Origin of the sequence: Allobosea sp. BK604 (assembly GCF_004341515.1) — a bacterium.
Taxonomy (GTDB): domain Bacteria; phylum Pseudomonadota; class Alphaproteobacteria; order Rhizobiales; family Beijerinckiaceae; genus Allobosea.
In genome coordinates this window covers 851,353-865,900 of record NZ_SLZF01000001.1, presented here as the reverse complement: position 1 = coordinate 865,900, position 14,548 = coordinate 851,353, and the positions used below count along the sequence as shown (strand labels likewise).

The 14,548-nt window shown below is 64.4% G+C and carries 16 protein-coding genes; 1 reads left to right on the top strand and 15 read right to left on the bottom strand.

The window, feature by feature from the left end; all coding sequences use genetic code 11:
• Positions 1 to 2 precede the first annotated feature (2 nt).
• The 6 genes from EV560_RS04190 to EV560_RS04170 all read right to left on the bottom strand — a co-directional run bounded on the left by EV560_RS04190 (position 3) and on the right by EV560_RS04170 (position 4,677).
• Complete coding sequence (locus EV560_RS04190) at positions 3 to 632, bottom strand: TRAP transporter substrate-binding protein (RefSeq protein ID WP_282568831.1); 630 nt, start codon at positions 630 to 632, stop codon at positions 3 to 5.
• The gene (locus EV560_RS36635; protein WP_282568830.1) at positions 553 to 1,017 is read right to left on the bottom strand and encodes a TRAP transporter substrate-binding protein; all 465 of its coding nucleotides are present in this window, start codon (positions 1,015 to 1,017) and stop codon (positions 553 to 555) included. Before EV560_RS36635 ends, EV560_RS04190 begins: the two co-directional genes overlap by 80 nt.
• 55 nt (positions 1,018 to 1,072) lie before the next feature.
• The gene (locus EV560_RS04185; RefSeq protein ID WP_131854265.1) at positions 1,073 to 1,951 is read right to left on the bottom strand and encodes an NAD(P)-dependent oxidoreductase; all 879 of its coding nucleotides are present in this window, start codon (positions 1,949 to 1,951) and stop codon (positions 1,073 to 1,075) included.
• 52 nt (positions 1,952 to 2,003) lie between these two features.
• Entirely contained in the window at positions 2,004 to 3,017 is a 1,014-nt protein-coding gene (locus tag EV560_RS04180; RefSeq protein WP_165923309.1) for a transketolase family protein, read from the bottom strand.
• Complete coding sequence (locus EV560_RS04175) at positions 3,014 to 3,862, bottom strand: transketolase (protein WP_131854261.1); 849 nt, start codon at positions 3,860 to 3,862, stop codon at positions 3,014 to 3,016. The genes EV560_RS04180 and EV560_RS04175 overlap by 4 nt, the downstream gene beginning before the upstream one ends.
• Positions 3,863 to 3,924: 62 nt before the next feature.
• The gene (locus tag EV560_RS04170; RefSeq protein WP_131854259.1) at positions 3,925 to 4,677 is read right to left on the bottom strand and encodes an SDR family NAD(P)-dependent oxidoreductase; all 753 of its coding nucleotides are present in this window, start codon (positions 4,675 to 4,677) and stop codon (positions 3,925 to 3,927) included.
• Positions 4,678 to 4,856: 179 nt separating this feature from the next.
• Between EV560_RS04170 and EV560_RS04165 the strand changes: the two genes are divergently transcribed.
• Positions 4,857 to 5,756, top strand: a complete 900-nt coding sequence (locus tag EV560_RS04165; RefSeq protein ID WP_131854257.1) for a LysR substrate-binding domain-containing protein — start codon at positions 4,857 to 4,859, stop codon at positions 5,754 to 5,756.
• 89 nt (positions 5,757 to 5,845) lie between these two features.
• Here the strand turns inward: EV560_RS04165 and EV560_RS04160 are convergent, their stop codons facing one another.
• From EV560_RS04160 to EV560_RS04125, 9 genes are all read right to left on the bottom strand, one after another.
• On the bottom strand, positions 5,846 to 6,949 hold the full coding sequence (locus EV560_RS04160; protein WP_248311879.1) for an ABC transporter ATP-binding protein: 1,104 nt from the start codon (positions 6,947 to 6,949) through the stop codon (positions 5,846 to 5,848).
• Positions 6,946 to 8,046 (bottom strand): extracellular solute-binding protein, encoded by a 1,101-nt coding sequence (locus EV560_RS04155; protein WP_131854255.1) that lies wholly within the window; start codon positions 8,044 to 8,046, stop codon positions 6,946 to 6,948. Before EV560_RS04155 ends, EV560_RS04160 begins: the two co-directional genes overlap by 4 nt.
• Positions 8,047 to 8,083: 37 nt before the next feature.
• Positions 8,084 to 8,890, bottom strand: coding sequence for an ABC transporter permease (locus EV560_RS04150; RefSeq protein ID WP_131854253.1), 807 nt, complete (start codon positions 8,888 to 8,890; stop codon positions 8,084 to 8,086).
• Positions 8,887 to 9,819 (bottom strand): ABC transporter permease, encoded by a 933-nt coding sequence (locus tag EV560_RS04145; protein ID WP_165923308.1) that lies wholly within the window; start codon positions 9,817 to 9,819, stop codon positions 8,887 to 8,889. Before EV560_RS04145 ends, EV560_RS04150 begins: the two co-directional genes overlap by 4 nt.
• A gap of 5 nt (positions 9,820 to 9,824) precedes the next feature.
• On the bottom strand, positions 9,825 to 10,862 hold the full coding sequence (locus EV560_RS35675; RefSeq protein WP_248311878.1) for a DUF6282 family protein: 1,038 nt from the start codon (positions 10,860 to 10,862) through the stop codon (positions 9,825 to 9,827).
• 162 nt (positions 10,863 to 11,024) lie between these two features.
• Entirely contained in the window at positions 11,025 to 11,867 is an 843-nt protein-coding gene (locus EV560_RS04140; protein ID WP_131854249.1) for a MurR/RpiR family transcriptional regulator, read from the bottom strand.
• A 208-nt stretch (positions 11,868 to 12,075) separates the two neighbouring features.
• Positions 12,076 to 13,053: a DMT family transporter gene (locus tag EV560_RS04135; protein ID WP_131854247.1), complete on the bottom strand. Its 978-nt coding sequence runs from the start codon at positions 13,051 to 13,053 to the stop codon at positions 12,076 to 12,078.
• Between the two features lie 337 nt (positions 13,054 to 13,390).
• Entirely contained in the window at positions 13,391 to 14,020 is a 630-nt protein-coding gene (locus EV560_RS04130; protein WP_131854245.1) for a ferric reductase-like transmembrane domain-containing protein, read from the bottom strand.
• A 17-nt stretch (positions 14,021 to 14,037) separates the two neighbouring features.
• Complete coding sequence (locus EV560_RS04125; protein ID WP_131854243.1) at positions 14,038 to 14,526, bottom strand: peptidase associated/transthyretin-like domain-containing protein; 489 nt, start codon at positions 14,524 to 14,526, stop codon at positions 14,038 to 14,040.
• Between the last annotated feature and the right edge of the window lie 22 nt (positions 14,527 to 14,548).

The window sequence follows — 14,548 nt, the reverse complement described above, 5'->3', positions numbered from 1 at the left end:
CGTCAGGCCTGCGCCGACTTGGCGAGGCGGTCGACGAAATCGCCGAACGGCTTGGCCTTCCAGGTGTCGTAGACCTTGGCCGAGGCCTCACGGAAGGCGGCCTGGTCGGCCTCGTTGACCTGCAGCTTGGCGTTCGCCTTGAACTCGTTCGCGAACCTGGTCTCGGCGTCGAGGAAGAGCTTACGCTGCAGCTCGCCGGCCTCCTTGGCCGTCGCCTTGATCACGTCGCGATCGGCGGGCGAAAGCCGCATCCAGGTGATCTGCGACATCAGGAAGGGCGAGCACTCCCATTTATGCGCGGAGAGCGAGATGTAGCGGTTCACCTCGAACAGCTTCGAGGAGGCGATGTTGACGAGCGGGTTCTCCTGCCCGTCGACCACGCCTTGCTGAAGCGCGACATAGAGCTCGCCGAACGAGATCTGCTCCGTGCCGGCGCCAAGCGCCTGGAAAATGTCGATCGTCATCGGATCGGGCGGCGTGCGGATCTTCAGGCCCTTCAGATCGGCGGGCTTCACGATCGGACGCTTGCTGTTGGTGATGTGGCGGATGCCGTTATCCCACCAGCCGAGCGGTACCATCCCGATCTTGGCGAAGCGCTGGTCGAGCTCGCCGCCGAGCGGCCCTTCGAGCACCTTTGAAGGCGGCGGCCGAGGTCGGGAACAGGAAGGGCAGGCCGAGTGCGGCCAGCTCTGGCAGCAGTGCCGAGGTCGAGCCCTGGCTGTTGACGGTCATGTCGACCGCGCCGGTCCGCAGGCTCGTCAGCAGCGACTGCTCGTTGCCGAGCTGCTCGGCGCCGGCGACGCGCACCGCGAGGCGGCCATTGGTGCGCTCCTTGACCAATTCGCCGAACTTGTCGGCGGCGATCCAGCGCGGATTTCCAGCGGCGGCGTTGTGGCCGAGCGTCATCGTGACCTGCGCCTGCGCACCGCGCGGCAGGCCCAGGACGGCAGGCATAGCCAGGCCCGCGGCCAGCAGGCTGCGGCGGCTGATCCTGGTGGCTGTCAGATCGGTCTTCATGGTCGTCCTCCCGTTGTCGTGCCGTTTCGACGGCTCTTGCTGCTTGTCGTTGCGATCAGGTCCGGCCCTGCAGCGCGCGGTAGGCGGCGATGACCTGACTGTCGTCGCGCGCGCCCAGGCCGCGTCCGGAGACCGACATGAAGAGTTGATGGGCGAGCGCCGCCATCGGCAGCGCCGCCTTCGCGTCGCGCCCCGCTTCGAGCACGATGCCGAGATCCTTGACGAAGATGTCGATCGCGCTGGTGACCCGCGGTTCGTCTTCCAGCATGCGCGGTCCGCGATCCCTGAGCATCCAGCTCGACGCCGCCGAGCCCGAGACGATGTCGAGCATCAGTGCCGGGTCGACGCCGAGTTTCTCCGCCAATGACAGCCCCTCTGCCGCGATGGCGAGATGTGCGCCGCAGAGCAGTTGATTGACGGCTTTCGCAGTGGCGCCCTGGCCCGGAGTCTCGCCCATGAAGACGACCTTCGAGCCCATGGCGTCGAGCATCGGCTTCGCGGCGTCGAAGACTGCCCTGGGCGCGGCCGCCATGATCGTCAGGCTGCCGGCCTCCGCGCCGACCACGCCGCCCGAAACGGGAGCATCGACCAAGGCGTGTCCGGCGGCTTCGACCCGCCCCGCCAGTGCGGCGACGGAAGCGGGCGGGCAGGTCGCCGTCAGGATGAGGGTGCCACCGGGTGAAAGCCGGGCCAGCGCGTCCTGTCGGAACAGGACGTCCTCGGCCTGTGCGGCATTGACGACCATGAGCACGACGGCATCCTGGCCGGAGAAGGCATCCGCGATGCCCGCTGCCGGTCGTCCTCCGGCGGTGCCGAACGCGGCGCGCGCCTCGGCGCGCAGGTCGAAGCCTGTCACGGCGAAGCCGGCCCTGCTCAGATTGAGGGCCATCGGCAGGCCCATCGCGCCGAGACCCACGAACCCGATCCTCTTCATCATCCCTCCCGTCCACGTGCTCCGCTTGGCGGGAGCTTCGGCGTCCAGATGCCTAGTTCAGCCACCCCTTTACCCGGGTGCAGAGCGCGTCCGTCGAGATGCCGTAGCGGTCGTGCAGCGTCGGCAGGGCGCCGGCGGCGAGGAATTCGTCCGGCAGCCCGACCATCCGAAACGCCGGATGCACGCCCTCGCGCATCAGCAGGCCGGCGACCGCTTCGCCGAGCCCGCCATTGACTGTGTGGTTCTCGGCCACGATAACGAGCCGGCCCGGCTTGGCGCAGCAGTCGAGAATGGTCGCGGTGTCGAGCGGTTTGATCGTCGGCACGTGCAGCACGGCGACGTCGATGCGGTCGCTCTCGAGGATCTTCGCGGCCTCCAGCGCCCGCATCGTCATGATGCCGGAGGAAATGAAGAGCACCTCGTAACCGTCCCGCAGCAGCTTTGCCTTGCCGAGCTCGAAGCTGTAGCCGTACTCGTCGAGGACGAGCGGCACCTGGCCGCGCAGCAGGCGCATATAGGCGGGGCCCCGGTGCCGCGCCATTGCCGGCACGGCCTGCCCGATCTCGTGCGCGTCGCAGGGATCGATCACCACCATGTTGGGCATGGCCCGGAACAGCGCGAGATCTTCGGTCGCCTGGTGCGAGGGGCCGTAGCCGGAGGTGAGGCCGGGTAGCGCGCAGACGATCTTCACGTTGCGGTCTTCCTCCGCGATCGTCTGGTGGATGAAGTCATAGGCGCGGCGTGAGGCGAAGACGGCATATGTCGTGGCGAACGGCATGAAGCCCTCCGCCGCCAGCCCGGAGGCGGCGCCGAACAGCAACTGCTCCGCCATGCCCATCTGGTAGTAGCGATCCGGAAAGGCCTGCCCGAAAATATGCAGGTCGGTGTATTTGCCGAGATCGGCAGTCATGCCGAGGACCGAGCTGTCCTGCTTGGCCAGCTCGACGAGCGCATGGCCGAACGGGGCGGCTTTCGTCCGCTGCCCCTCGCCGGCGATCGAGGCGATCATCGCAGAGGTGGTGAGGCGGGGCTTGCCGGCGCCAGCTTTTGCCGTGGCCGATTTCATGAGGGTTTCCTCTCGTCGAGGGCCGCCAGCGCGAGCTGCCATTCATGGGCTTCGACGCGGATGAAGTGGTTTTTCTCGCGCGTCTCCAGGAAGGGCACGCCCTTGCCCATCAGAGTGTCGGCGATGATGATGCTGGGCTTGCCTTGGCCGTATCCGGCCTTTGCGGCATCGAAAGCGGCGCGCACTGCCGCAAGATCGTTGCCGTCGACGCGCTGGACGAACCAGCCGAAGGCATCGAGCTTCTCGGTCAGCGGCTCGAAGCCCATCACCGCGGTCGAGGCACCGTCCGCCTGCTGATTATTGATGTCGACGATGGCGATGAGGTTGTCGAGCTTGTAATGGGCGGCTGACATGATCGCCTCCCAGACCGAGCCCTCGTCGAGCTCGCCATCGGAGAACAGCGTGTAGACCCTGCTGTCGGAGCCTTTCCGCTTCAGGCCGAGGCACTTGCCCACCGCAATCGACAGGCCGAGCCCGAGCGAACCGCCCGACATCTCCATGCCCGGCGTGAAGCTCGCCATGCCGGACATCGGCAGTCGGCTCTCGTCCGAGCCATAGGTCTCCAGCTCGTCCTCCGGAATGATCCCGGCTTCGATGAGCGCCGCATAGAGAGCGATGGCGTAGTGGCCGTTCGACAGCAAAAAGCGGTCGCGCCCGTCCCATTCGGGATCATCTGGCCGGTAGCGCATCGCGTGGAAATAAGCGGTCGCCAGCACGTCGGCGATGTCGAGTGCCTGGGCGATATAGCCCTGGCCCTGCACCTCGCCCATCAGGATGGCGTGGCGGCGAATGTTCCAGGCCCGGCGCTCAAGCGAGACGTTGTGGCCGATGGGAGCTGTGCTCATGGGCACGATGCCTCCTGCATGGACTATCGAGATGGCTGGCCGGCAGTTGGGAGACCGGACGCTCAGCCGTGGATCAGCATGCCTCCGTTCACGTCGATGACCGCGCCGGTGACATAGGCAGAGAGATCGGAGGCCAGGAACAGGTAGACGCCGGCGACGTCGCTGGCCTCGCCGAGGCGATCGAGCGGAATGCCCTTGACGATATCCTTGCGCATCTCATCGTTGAGCTTGCCGCCGGTGATGTCGGTCTGGATCAGGCCCGGCGTGACGCAGTTCACGCGGATGCCGTCCGGCCCGAATTCACGGGCCATCGCCTTGGCGAGGCCCAGCACGCCGGCCTTGGCGGAGGAATAGTGCGGCCCGCCGAAAATGCCGCCGCCGCGCTGGGCCGAGACGGACGACATGCAGGCGATCGCGCCTCGCTTGCGCGCCCGCATATGCGGGATGAAGACCTGGCTGAGGAACAGCACGCCCTTGCAGTTGATGTCCTGGATGCGGTCCCAGCTCGCCTCGTCGATATCGAGCGTCTTGACCGGCTGGGTGACGCCAGCGTTGTTGATCAGGATGTCGACCTGACCGAAGGCTGCGATCACCTCGTCGGCCGCTTTCTGGCACGATGGCTTGTTCGCGACGTCGCAGGCCACGCCGAGATGCTGCGGGCCGAGATCGGCTGCGGCCTTGCGGGCGGCGGCTTCATCGATGTCGAGAATGGCGATCCGCGCGCCGTGTTCCGCGAAGAGCCTGGCGGTAGCGAGGCCGATGCCGCGCGCGCTGGCGGCGCCGGAAATCGCGGCGGTCTTGTCCTTGAGCAGCATTCCATCCCTCGGTCGTCGGTCTTTTTCTTCGCCTGACACTGACTCGCCTTTCGGCATGTGAAAAACGCAAAGTTTACGCTATTGGGTGAATGAGATTCATCGATCGTCTTTCGGGCCGGTCCAGCCATGTGTCGCGGTTGCGGATGACCTGGCGATCGGCAGCTCATCACGGATCGGCCATGAGACGTTTGCCACTCTCTGCACTTCAGGCTTTCGAGGCTGCTGCCCGCACGGGGTCCTTCCGCGCCGCCGGCGAGGAGATCGGCATCTCGCCGAGCGCGATCAGCCATGCGGTCCGCAAACTGGAGGGGCTGATGGGCACCGCACTGTTCGACCGGGAGGGCCGGGCCGTTCACCTCAACACGGCCGGAGAGGCGCTGATGCGCCATATCTCGGCAGGCTTTGATGAGATGCGCCAGGGCATCGAGACGGTCGGCCCGCGGTCGGGCAACCTGTTGCGGCTGCACTGCGCGCCGTCCATGGCCGCGCAATGGTTGCTGCCGCGTCTCCGCGGTTTACTGGAGGCACAGCCCGGGCTCGAGGTCCGGCTCGCCGCGGGGGTGGATTACCCGCGCTTCGAGCAGGATGAGTTCGATGCCGACATCTGCTACGGCCCGCCGCGTCAGGAAGGACTGATCGTCATCCCGCTCGGGGAGGAGGTCGTGACCCCGCTCTGCGCCCCGGATCTGGCCGCGCAGATTACGTCTCCGAAGGATCTCGTCACGGCCAAGCTGATCGACAGCGACAACAAACGCGTCAGGTGGAACAACTGGTTCCAGGCGAACGATATCGCGCCGCCGACCCCGCGCGGCTCCCGTTTCGATCGCTCGTTCATGGCCATCGCAGCAGCGGTCGACGGATTGGGCGTCGCCCTGGAATCGACGCGCCTGGCCGAGCGCGAGATCGCGGCGGGCCAGCTGGTGGCTCCCCTCGCGGGGCGGGCGCAGGATGTCCGTTATGTGGGCCACTACCTCGTGTTCCCTCGCGTGGCGAAGGCCCGGAGCTCGGTAAGGATGTTCACGCGATGGCTGACCCAGGAATTGGGTCTACCGGCCCCCCAAATGCTCAGGGACACATAGGTTGGGCCTTATTCCTCGCTGATCGCGGAACTATGGACACAAAAGTTGGCCCCAAATTCGCGCAAGGTTGTCCCCCGCCGAGCGCCAATTCAGACCAGGAGATGAATTCGCTCGCTCGCCCAGGATGCGATGACGCGCAGCCCGACCGTAAGCCCATCAGATTCACCGCTCGGTCGGCAGGCTATCAACGTGTCTCCACACGCCAGACGCAGATGATACTCCGTTATCGAGCCGCGCTGCACGATCCGTGACACGGTTCCGAGCGCGGAATCGACCCCTGGCTCGGCGCCGACTGCTGCAGGCGCGATGCGGATCGCCTCGGGCCGTAGGCACAAGGTTACACGGGCGCGGTTTCCCGTTTCGCGCGCGGTCATCAAGACGCCGCTCGCGGTCCGGACCACTGAATCGTGCTGTCGGCGCTCAGCTACCTCTCCTTCGAACAGGTTCGAGACGCCAATGAACTGGGCGACAAAGCGGGTCGCGGGCCGGTCGTAGACCTCGCCGGGCGCGGCATATTGCTCGATGCGGCCATTGTTCATCACGGCGATCTGGTCGGACATTGTCAGGGCCTCCTCCTGATCATGCGTCACCATCACCGTCGTGATTCCGATCCGCCTCTGCAGGTCCTTGATCTGGATCTGCATCTCTTCGCGCAGCTTGCGGTCGAGCGCTGCGAAGGGCTCGTCGAGCAGCAGAATTTGGGGCTCGATCGCCAGCGCCCGCGCTAGCGCCACACGCTGCTGCTGGCCTCCGGACAATTCATGCGGATAGCGATCGGCGAAGCGCGTCAGCTGCACCATGGCCAAGGCATCATCGACGAGCGCCCGGTTGCGCCTCCGGTCCCTGCTGCGCATCTCAAGGCCGAAGGCTACGTTTCCTGCCACGGTCATGTGCGGGAATAGCGCGTAGTTCTGAAACAGGACGCCAACATTGCGATGATGAACAGGGATCCCGGTCACATTCCGATCCCCAAAATGGATCGCGCCGGCCGTGGGCGTTATCAGCCCCGCGATCATGCGCAACGTCGTCGTCTTGCCGCAGCCGGAGGGGCCGAGCAGCGAGATCAGTTGCCCCGGCTCCACGTTGAGATCGACTCCGTCGACGACCGCTGCCGCCCCGTAAGTTTTGCTCAGCGCCGACAGTCCGAGTGCGACGGCAGCCATGCGATGGCTGCCGGGAGCAATCATGTTCATGCTGAGAAGATGCGGTTGGCGCTTTCGGTCCAGGCCGCGCGCTGCTTGTTGATATAGGTCCAGTCCGGCATGAACAGGTTCAGCTCGTCCATGCGTGTATCCGGATAGGCGACATATTTCAGCGCCTGCGGCGACAGTTCCACGCTCGAGACCGGCGGCGACACGAGGGCGAACTCCGCGAGTTCCTTCTGAACCTGGGCCGAAAGCATGCGGTTCATGAAGGCGGCACCGAGATCCTGGTTCGGTCCGCCCTTGACCAGAACCTGACAGTTCACGCCGGCGAAACAGCCCTCCTTGAGAAAGACCATGTCGATCGGCGCGCCCTTGGCCGTGTAGGGGTAGATGAACTTGGAGTAGTCGATCCCGCCGAAGACGGCCTGGCCCTGGGCAATCTCATTGGCGGCTTCGACGCCCGAGGTATAGACATTCTGGATGTTGGGCTTGATCTCGGCGAGCTTGGCCCAGATCTTGTCGACCTCGTATTGCGCCTCGGCGAAGGGCTTACCGGTCACGATCGCTGCCGTGGCGATCAGGAAGAACAGTCCCGAGGTATTCTGCCAGCTGTTTAGCTTGATGCCGTTCTTGTAGCGCGGGTCCCAGAGGTCGGCGAAGCTTGTCGGCGCCTTCTCGGCGGTGTTGCGGTACATGGTGCCGATCGAGATGCCGAGTCCGGTGCCGTAGCCGTTCTCGTAGTTGAAGCGCGGGAACAGCTTGGCCATGTTCGGCATCTTGTCGACCGGAAGCGGCGCGATCAGGTCTTCGCCCTTGCAGATCGGCACGGCGAGATCGTCGACGAACATCACCGTGTACTTCGGGTTCGACTTCGTCGCCCGCATCTTCGAGATGTTGGGCAGAGTGAAGCCTTCCTCAGCAAGTACCTTGCAGCCAAAATCCTTCTCGAAGGCTGGGATCACCTGCTTGCGAATGAACTCGCCCTGGGCGCCGCCCCAGATTCCGATGACGATTTCCTTACCCTGGGCCCAGGCATCGCGCGTCAGCACCATCGGCGCTGCGATCGCCGTCGCAGCCGATACGACGAAGCCGCGGCGGGTCGGAGCAAAGGCAGTCGTCGCAGCTTTTGAGAATATCCCGGTCATGTTCGTTCCCCGTTTTTGAGTGCCATGTGCGTGACGTTCAGCCGGCGACGATTCGCTGCATCTTGAGGCCGAGGGCGCGCTCGACGACGAGCAGCAGAGCCAACGAGAACGCGACCATCAGTGCCGAGATCGCGGCGACGCTCGGATCGAAGGAGCGCTCGATGAACACGTGAATCTGCAGCGGCAGCGTGAAATGGCGGGCATCCGCCAGCCACATCGCCATGGCATAGTCGTCGAAGGAGGTGATGAAGGCGAAGACACAGCCTGCCAGGATGCCGCCGCGGATCTGCGGCAGGGTGATGCGTCGGAAGGTGGTGAACTGCCCCGCCCCCAGGGTGCGCGCTGCATCCTCCGTCGAGGGGACGACGAGCAGCAGAGCCCCCGAGACAGTGCGCACGAGATAGGGCAGGCAGATCACCGTGTGCCCAGCCAGCAGTTGCAGGAAGGAATCGTTCGAGCCCAGCCTCGAGGCGAACTGCAGCAATGCGACCCCGGTGACGAGCACCGGGAACACGATCGGCGACAGGATCAGTGCAAAGATGAGGCTTCGGCCCGGAAAGCGGAACCGCGTCAACCCGATGGCGCACGGAACACCAAGCAGCACGGTCAGGGCGGTCACGAGCAGGGCGAGCTTGAAGCTGAACAGGAACGTTGTCTGGAATTCCCGGTCGGCCAGCACCTGACCATACCATTTCAGGGTGAAGCCGCGCGGTGGGAAGGACACGAACATGCTGTCCGAGATCGAGACGGCGATCGGGATCATCATCGGCGCCAGGATGGCCGCCGAGAGCAGAGTGCAGCAGAGCGCCAGGGCGAACGGGATGCGCGGCGCTTCCGGGTTCATCGAGCCTCTCCCCGGCCGGCCCAGCGGGCAAAGCGTCGCTCGAAAAGGCGTAGCATCACGAGATTGACCACCAGGGTCACGATGAGCAGGACCGTCGCCAGGGCCGCGCCGAAGGGCCAGTCGTTCACCGAGAGAACCTGCTGCTGCACCAGCGTGCCGAGCATCGCCGCGAAGTTGCCGCCCAGAATTTGCGGTGTGACATAGGACGCCGCCGTCAGGGAGAACACCAGCGTCACGCCGACCGCCAGTCCCGGGAGACTGAGCGGCACGGTCACGCGCCAGAACACGGCCCGCCAGTCAGCGCCTAGCGTGCGCGCCGCATCCTCGACCCCGAGGTCGATCTTGCCGATCGCGCTGGCGACCGGCAGCACAAGGAAAGGCAGAAAGACATGGGCCGAGGCTATGATGACCGCCCATTCGGTATAGAGCAGCGTCGGCGGAGCCTGGGCAATGCCGAGATTCTGGAGCAGCCAGCTCAGAAAGCCCTGCTTGGCCAAGATGAGCTTCCAGCCATAGGCCCGAACGACGACGAGGACGAGCAGCGGCGAGATGACGGTAAACATCACCAGCCGTGACCAGAAGGCGGAGCCGCGTGCCATCACGTAGGCCAGCGGATAGGCTATCGGGATGCAGATCACGCTCGTGATCGCGGCGATCCTCAGGGTCCGGGTCAGGACGACCCAATAGAGGTTGGAGCGGAACAATCGCGCATAGTTTTCGGTGGTCAGGCCTGGAACCGCGATGCCCTGGTCCATATGCGCAGTCAGGCTGTAGCCCACCATCTGGGCGATCGGCACGACGAAGCAGGCGAGTAGGAAGATGGCGGCGGGCGCGACCAACAATGCTCCTTTCGGTAGCGCGTAGCGACCGTGCGGCGCGGTCTCGGCGCGCTGGGCGCGCGCCGGAGCGACAGCCGACTGCTGCGCCACCGAGCTCATTCGGCGAGGCCGAGCAGGCGCGCGGGATTGCGCTTCGTCAGGAGGGCGATCTCGTCGATGCCGAAGTCGAGATCGAGCAGCGTGCTGATCAGGAGCCGCATGCCTTCGGCAGGCGTTGGTCCGGAGCCGATGCCGTAATCCGTGCCGAGGACGATCTGGTCGAGGCCGATCTCGCGCAACTGCCGAGCCCATGGCACGACGCCAGCGAACTGCGGGGCATTGGCGATGCCGGCGATCTCGTCGGCATATTCTCGCTCTACATAGTAGTTCGTGCGCGGCAGGCCGCGATGGAACATCCAGTCCGAGCAGGCACCTTCGAGAAAGAAGCCGCGGGCGGCGAGGTTCTTCTGCTGGTCGAGGTTCAGCAACGCCCGCGCCGGATGGGCGACGACCATACGGCGGATGCCGAAGCGCTCAGCGAGATCGGCCAGCCGCAGCACCTCCTCCGGCGAGACGTGGCCGGTGTTCATGTAGACTTCGGGGTGGTCCGCGACGAGCGCGAGGATTTCCTCGAGCTCGGCCGAGATCGGATCGGCGAGTGGAATGCGGATGGCGCGCGACAGCTCCTCCTCGGCGAAGCGGGGATAGAGGTCCTTGAAAGGGACCGGGCGGCCATCGACCATCGCGCCTTCGCGGCTCGCCATATGGTAGGTGCAGTGAGCGCCGAAATGCACGAACCTGGCCCCGGCGCCGTAGCGGAGCGCCGTCTTGACGGCGCGCGGATTCATCCCGCCTTGTACCGAGGTGAGGATAATGCCGCCGAAGATGTCGATGCCGGGCACCGCCCGCTGCGCCAGCCAGGCGGTTCCGCAGCTGTTGCCAAGCGTATGGTCGTAAAAGACCACGCCCGCCATCCCCGCTGCCTTGGCCTGTTGCGCAATCTGGAACGGATCGACGCGGCCCGGGCATGTGTTCAGCCAGGGCCCACTGTGAATATGCGTATCAATTGTGCCGACGAGGAGTTCGTCAGGCAGTTCGATCGTGCGTCGCACTGGCTCGGCGGCCGCGATGAGCGTGGGCTCGTGGCGATTCATATCAAGAAATGATCTCTTCTTAATCGTCGATCCACGCAAACATTGTTTCTTGGGCAGCGCAAGCGGCAGCTATTGCGCTGCAAACAATTTGCGCAACCACACCGGCAAAAGCACAGAATATGGTCCCGTGAGGCGCCCGAACTGCCTGAATCGGCGGCACGACTAAGCGTCGTCGAGAGCCTCGTTAATGGCTTCGAAAGCTCGCAGCCGCGCCGCGGCATCGGGCCCTGCCTTCTCGATCACGCCCTCGGCGATGGCGTGGCAGGCGGCGATTACGCCGACATGGCTGAACAGCGGCCCGGGCGAGGTCGTAGAGCAGCGGATATGCCAGGTCGCATCATGATGAAATGCGACACCCTCGTCAGTGATGTAAAGGATGCGGCAGCCGCGCTTACGGATGGCGGAGAGGATCGCGTCCATCGCGACAACGCGGCGGCGCAGCCCGAACACGATCGCGACATCGTCCTGCGTGAAGCCGACGACATGCTCCCCAAGCGTCTGGCCGGCGGCCGGCAGCAATGCGACCTGCTCGACCACCTGCAGCAATTGCCAGTGCATGTAGACGGCGAAAGCTTGCCCGGCGCGCAGGCCGATTGTCCAGACACGCCGCGCGGAGAGCAGCGCGTTCGTCACCGAATCCAGCAGTGCCGGATCGAGCCATTGGGCCGTACCGTCGAGATTGGCGCGATAATGGTCGAAGCGATCCGCGAACGATGGGCTGGCGCCGGTCCTGGTTCTGCTCCCGAGATAGAGACGCGAACCGCTCTCGCGCTCGAGGCGGGCCTGGACTCGGGCTTCTTCATAGGAGGCATAGCCAAGCCGCCTTATGAAGCGGGAGACCGTGGGGGTCGAGACATTCGCGAGTTTCGCCAGCTCGACGGTTGAATAGCTCGCCAGATCACCTGGAAAATCGCAAAGCATCAGCCCGAGCTTGCGCTCGGCCGGATGAAGATTCGGGAGCGCTTCCTGCACCCGCGCGAGGAATGACGCTTCGCGCGGACTCATGCTGACCTCGTTGCGTTCGCACTTGGCATCGGTCCAACTAGATAACAGGAGACGCGTCGATGTCAGCCTATTGCGTCAGGTGCAAATTATGTCCGCCTTCCGGCGACCGGCCAATGCCTGCTTCTGGCGCTCACTGCCGGTCGAGCGAGCGATAGCGGCCCGCTTGCCGCGCTGCAGCTCGCTTTGAGTAAGACGCAACTCTAGCTCATCAAACGCCTCGCAAGTTGCGTCCCGTCTTTGCGCGAACCCGCTCGCGGTGAGCGGTGTAGAGCCCGCTCGCTGCGATCACGGCTCCACCAAAAAAGGTCATCGCCTGCGGGACGGCTGCGAACATGAGGAACGAGAACAAAGAGGAAGAAGCAAGCTGCACGTAGGAGAAAGGAGCCAGCACCGAAGCCGGAGCCTTCTTGAATGCCAGGACGACCAGGCCATGACCGACCGTGGAGAATAGCCCCATGAGAACGCCGATGCCGATCTCGTGCAGGGTTAAATTCTTCCAGACGAAGGGAACGCCTAGCGACAGAACGACGAGGCCTATCATCGCTGACCAGGCCAGAGTGACCTCGGGGCGCTCGGCGTGCATTTTCCGCGTTACGATCGCGGCAATTGCCCAAGACATGGCGGCCCCCATCGGGAGCAAGGCCGCGGCACTGAAGCTAGACCCGCCAGGCTGCACCACGATCAGCACGCCCGCGAAGCCAACCGCAGCGGCGGCCCAACGGCGTATGCCGACCTTCTCGCCCAGCAGCGGTATCGAAAGCGCCGTAATGAAGATCGGGGAGATAAAATTGATGGCGGTAGCTTCGGCGACGGGGAGCATCGTCAGGCCGGAGACAAAGAGTACAGCGGACCCCGCGACTGCAATGCCCCGCAGCGACTGCATTCCGATAGACTTCGTTCTCAAACCGCTGCGGCCGCGAACAAGCAGCGTCGCCGGGACCACCAATAGGGCGAATACGACGTAGCGCAGCCACGTTACCTGCAATCCCGGCAGGCTGCCTGTCAGCAGTTTCGCCGTCACATCGCCAGCAGCGAAGAACAGGGTGCTCGCAAGAATAAGTCCGATCGCGACCAACGTATTGTCGGTCACCCCGGCGGGCGCCGCCGGCACGTGCTGCACCGGCTTCAGAGCCGTGGCAAAGGCATCGGTATCGGCCGCGATGACGGCAGAGGACGGGGGAGACATTACGATCCGTTTCGGGTAGGCGAGCCAGCGGCGCCGGTCTTGGGATCGAACAAGCCGCAACATCGTGATTAAAACGTGAAATCGCGAAGCGGTCTCGGCTCATCCGCCATGCAATTCACGCATGAATTTCTGAATCAGCTTTCGACGTTCACTCATTTTCGAGAGGTGGAGCAACGCGAACGCGCCATCTGCATCGTGCAACCCCGCGGGGCAGGGGCAATTGCTGCGAGGCCCATGGAAGCGGGCAGCTTTCGAGCGATTGGGGCTCGCTGCCCAGGCGATTGCGAAGGTGATGGGGCCGCGGCGAACATATCGGCTCGCTCGCCTACACGACGCACTATCCTTTCGAAAGATTGCCTCCGCGAGAGGTTGCTCGCCGTCTCCAAACACGCCGGTCGATCATGACCTTTATGGCCGCCGCGAGCGTGAGTGCGCACAGGGCCGCCTTCGACATCGTTTCCATCGTCCCCTCGATCAGCAGGCTATGGACGACACCGCCTACGACAATGATGACCGCGAGGACCATATGAGCGAGGCGCCACGTTGACGGCGACAGTCCCACCTTCCGGCGGAGCGCAGCCAGAATCGTAACAGCGAAGATCGCCCACATGGCGATCACCCCCCAAGTGGAGAAGGGTGTTGGCGATGAGAACAGAAGGGCATCGATCATGTCGGGCGGGCTACTGATCCAAAGCCCCCCGACATGGATCGCAACCGCTACGGCAAGCACCACTCCGATCCAGTGATGGGCGCGCCGTCCACGATAACCCGGGAGTCCTGGGAGGTAGCCGCCGATCAGCAGGGGTTGAAGAAGGACCAGAGCTAGCGCGAAGATCCCTGCAAATCCGGCGATTATGTAGACCGAACCGCGCCAGGCATGCAGAGGACTTGCCGCCGCGAAGGCGATTGGCGCGCATATAGCCGCCACAAGGGCTGCCCAGATCAGCGTCGCCCGGGCAACTCTCATTCTTTTTTCGAGTCCGATCAGACCGGCTGAAGGATGAAGTGAGCCTCGAGGCTCTTGTCCTTTGCGCTTCGCATCACCGGGCGCAGGAACACGGTATGAAACTCGCCACTGTCATAGGCGAGGTGGCCATGCGGTTGGCCAAAAACCGGAACAATCTGAGGCATCTCAAGACGGAACCCGCCGTTCTTATCGGTCAGCGTGGCGCCATGACTTTGCAGTTCGTGCTCCTGGCCCTCGGTCGTATGCGCCCAGATCTGGATGCGCTGCCCGGCAAGTGGAGCCCCGTCGCCCGAGCGGCGAACTGTGCCACTCATCCAAAAGCCACCCTTGCCGATCCGGTCCACGATCGGTGCACCTTTGCGATAGTTGTTGGCACCACCAGACATCGATGGGGTCGGTGCGAGGCCTTCGGCGCGGGCGAGCGACAGCAGCCCCGGAAGGCCGGTCGCCAGGAAGGATCCACCGGCCGCGATGAGGCTGCGACGGCACATTAGGACAGTGGTCATGCAAACCTCTCCTCGCGGCTTC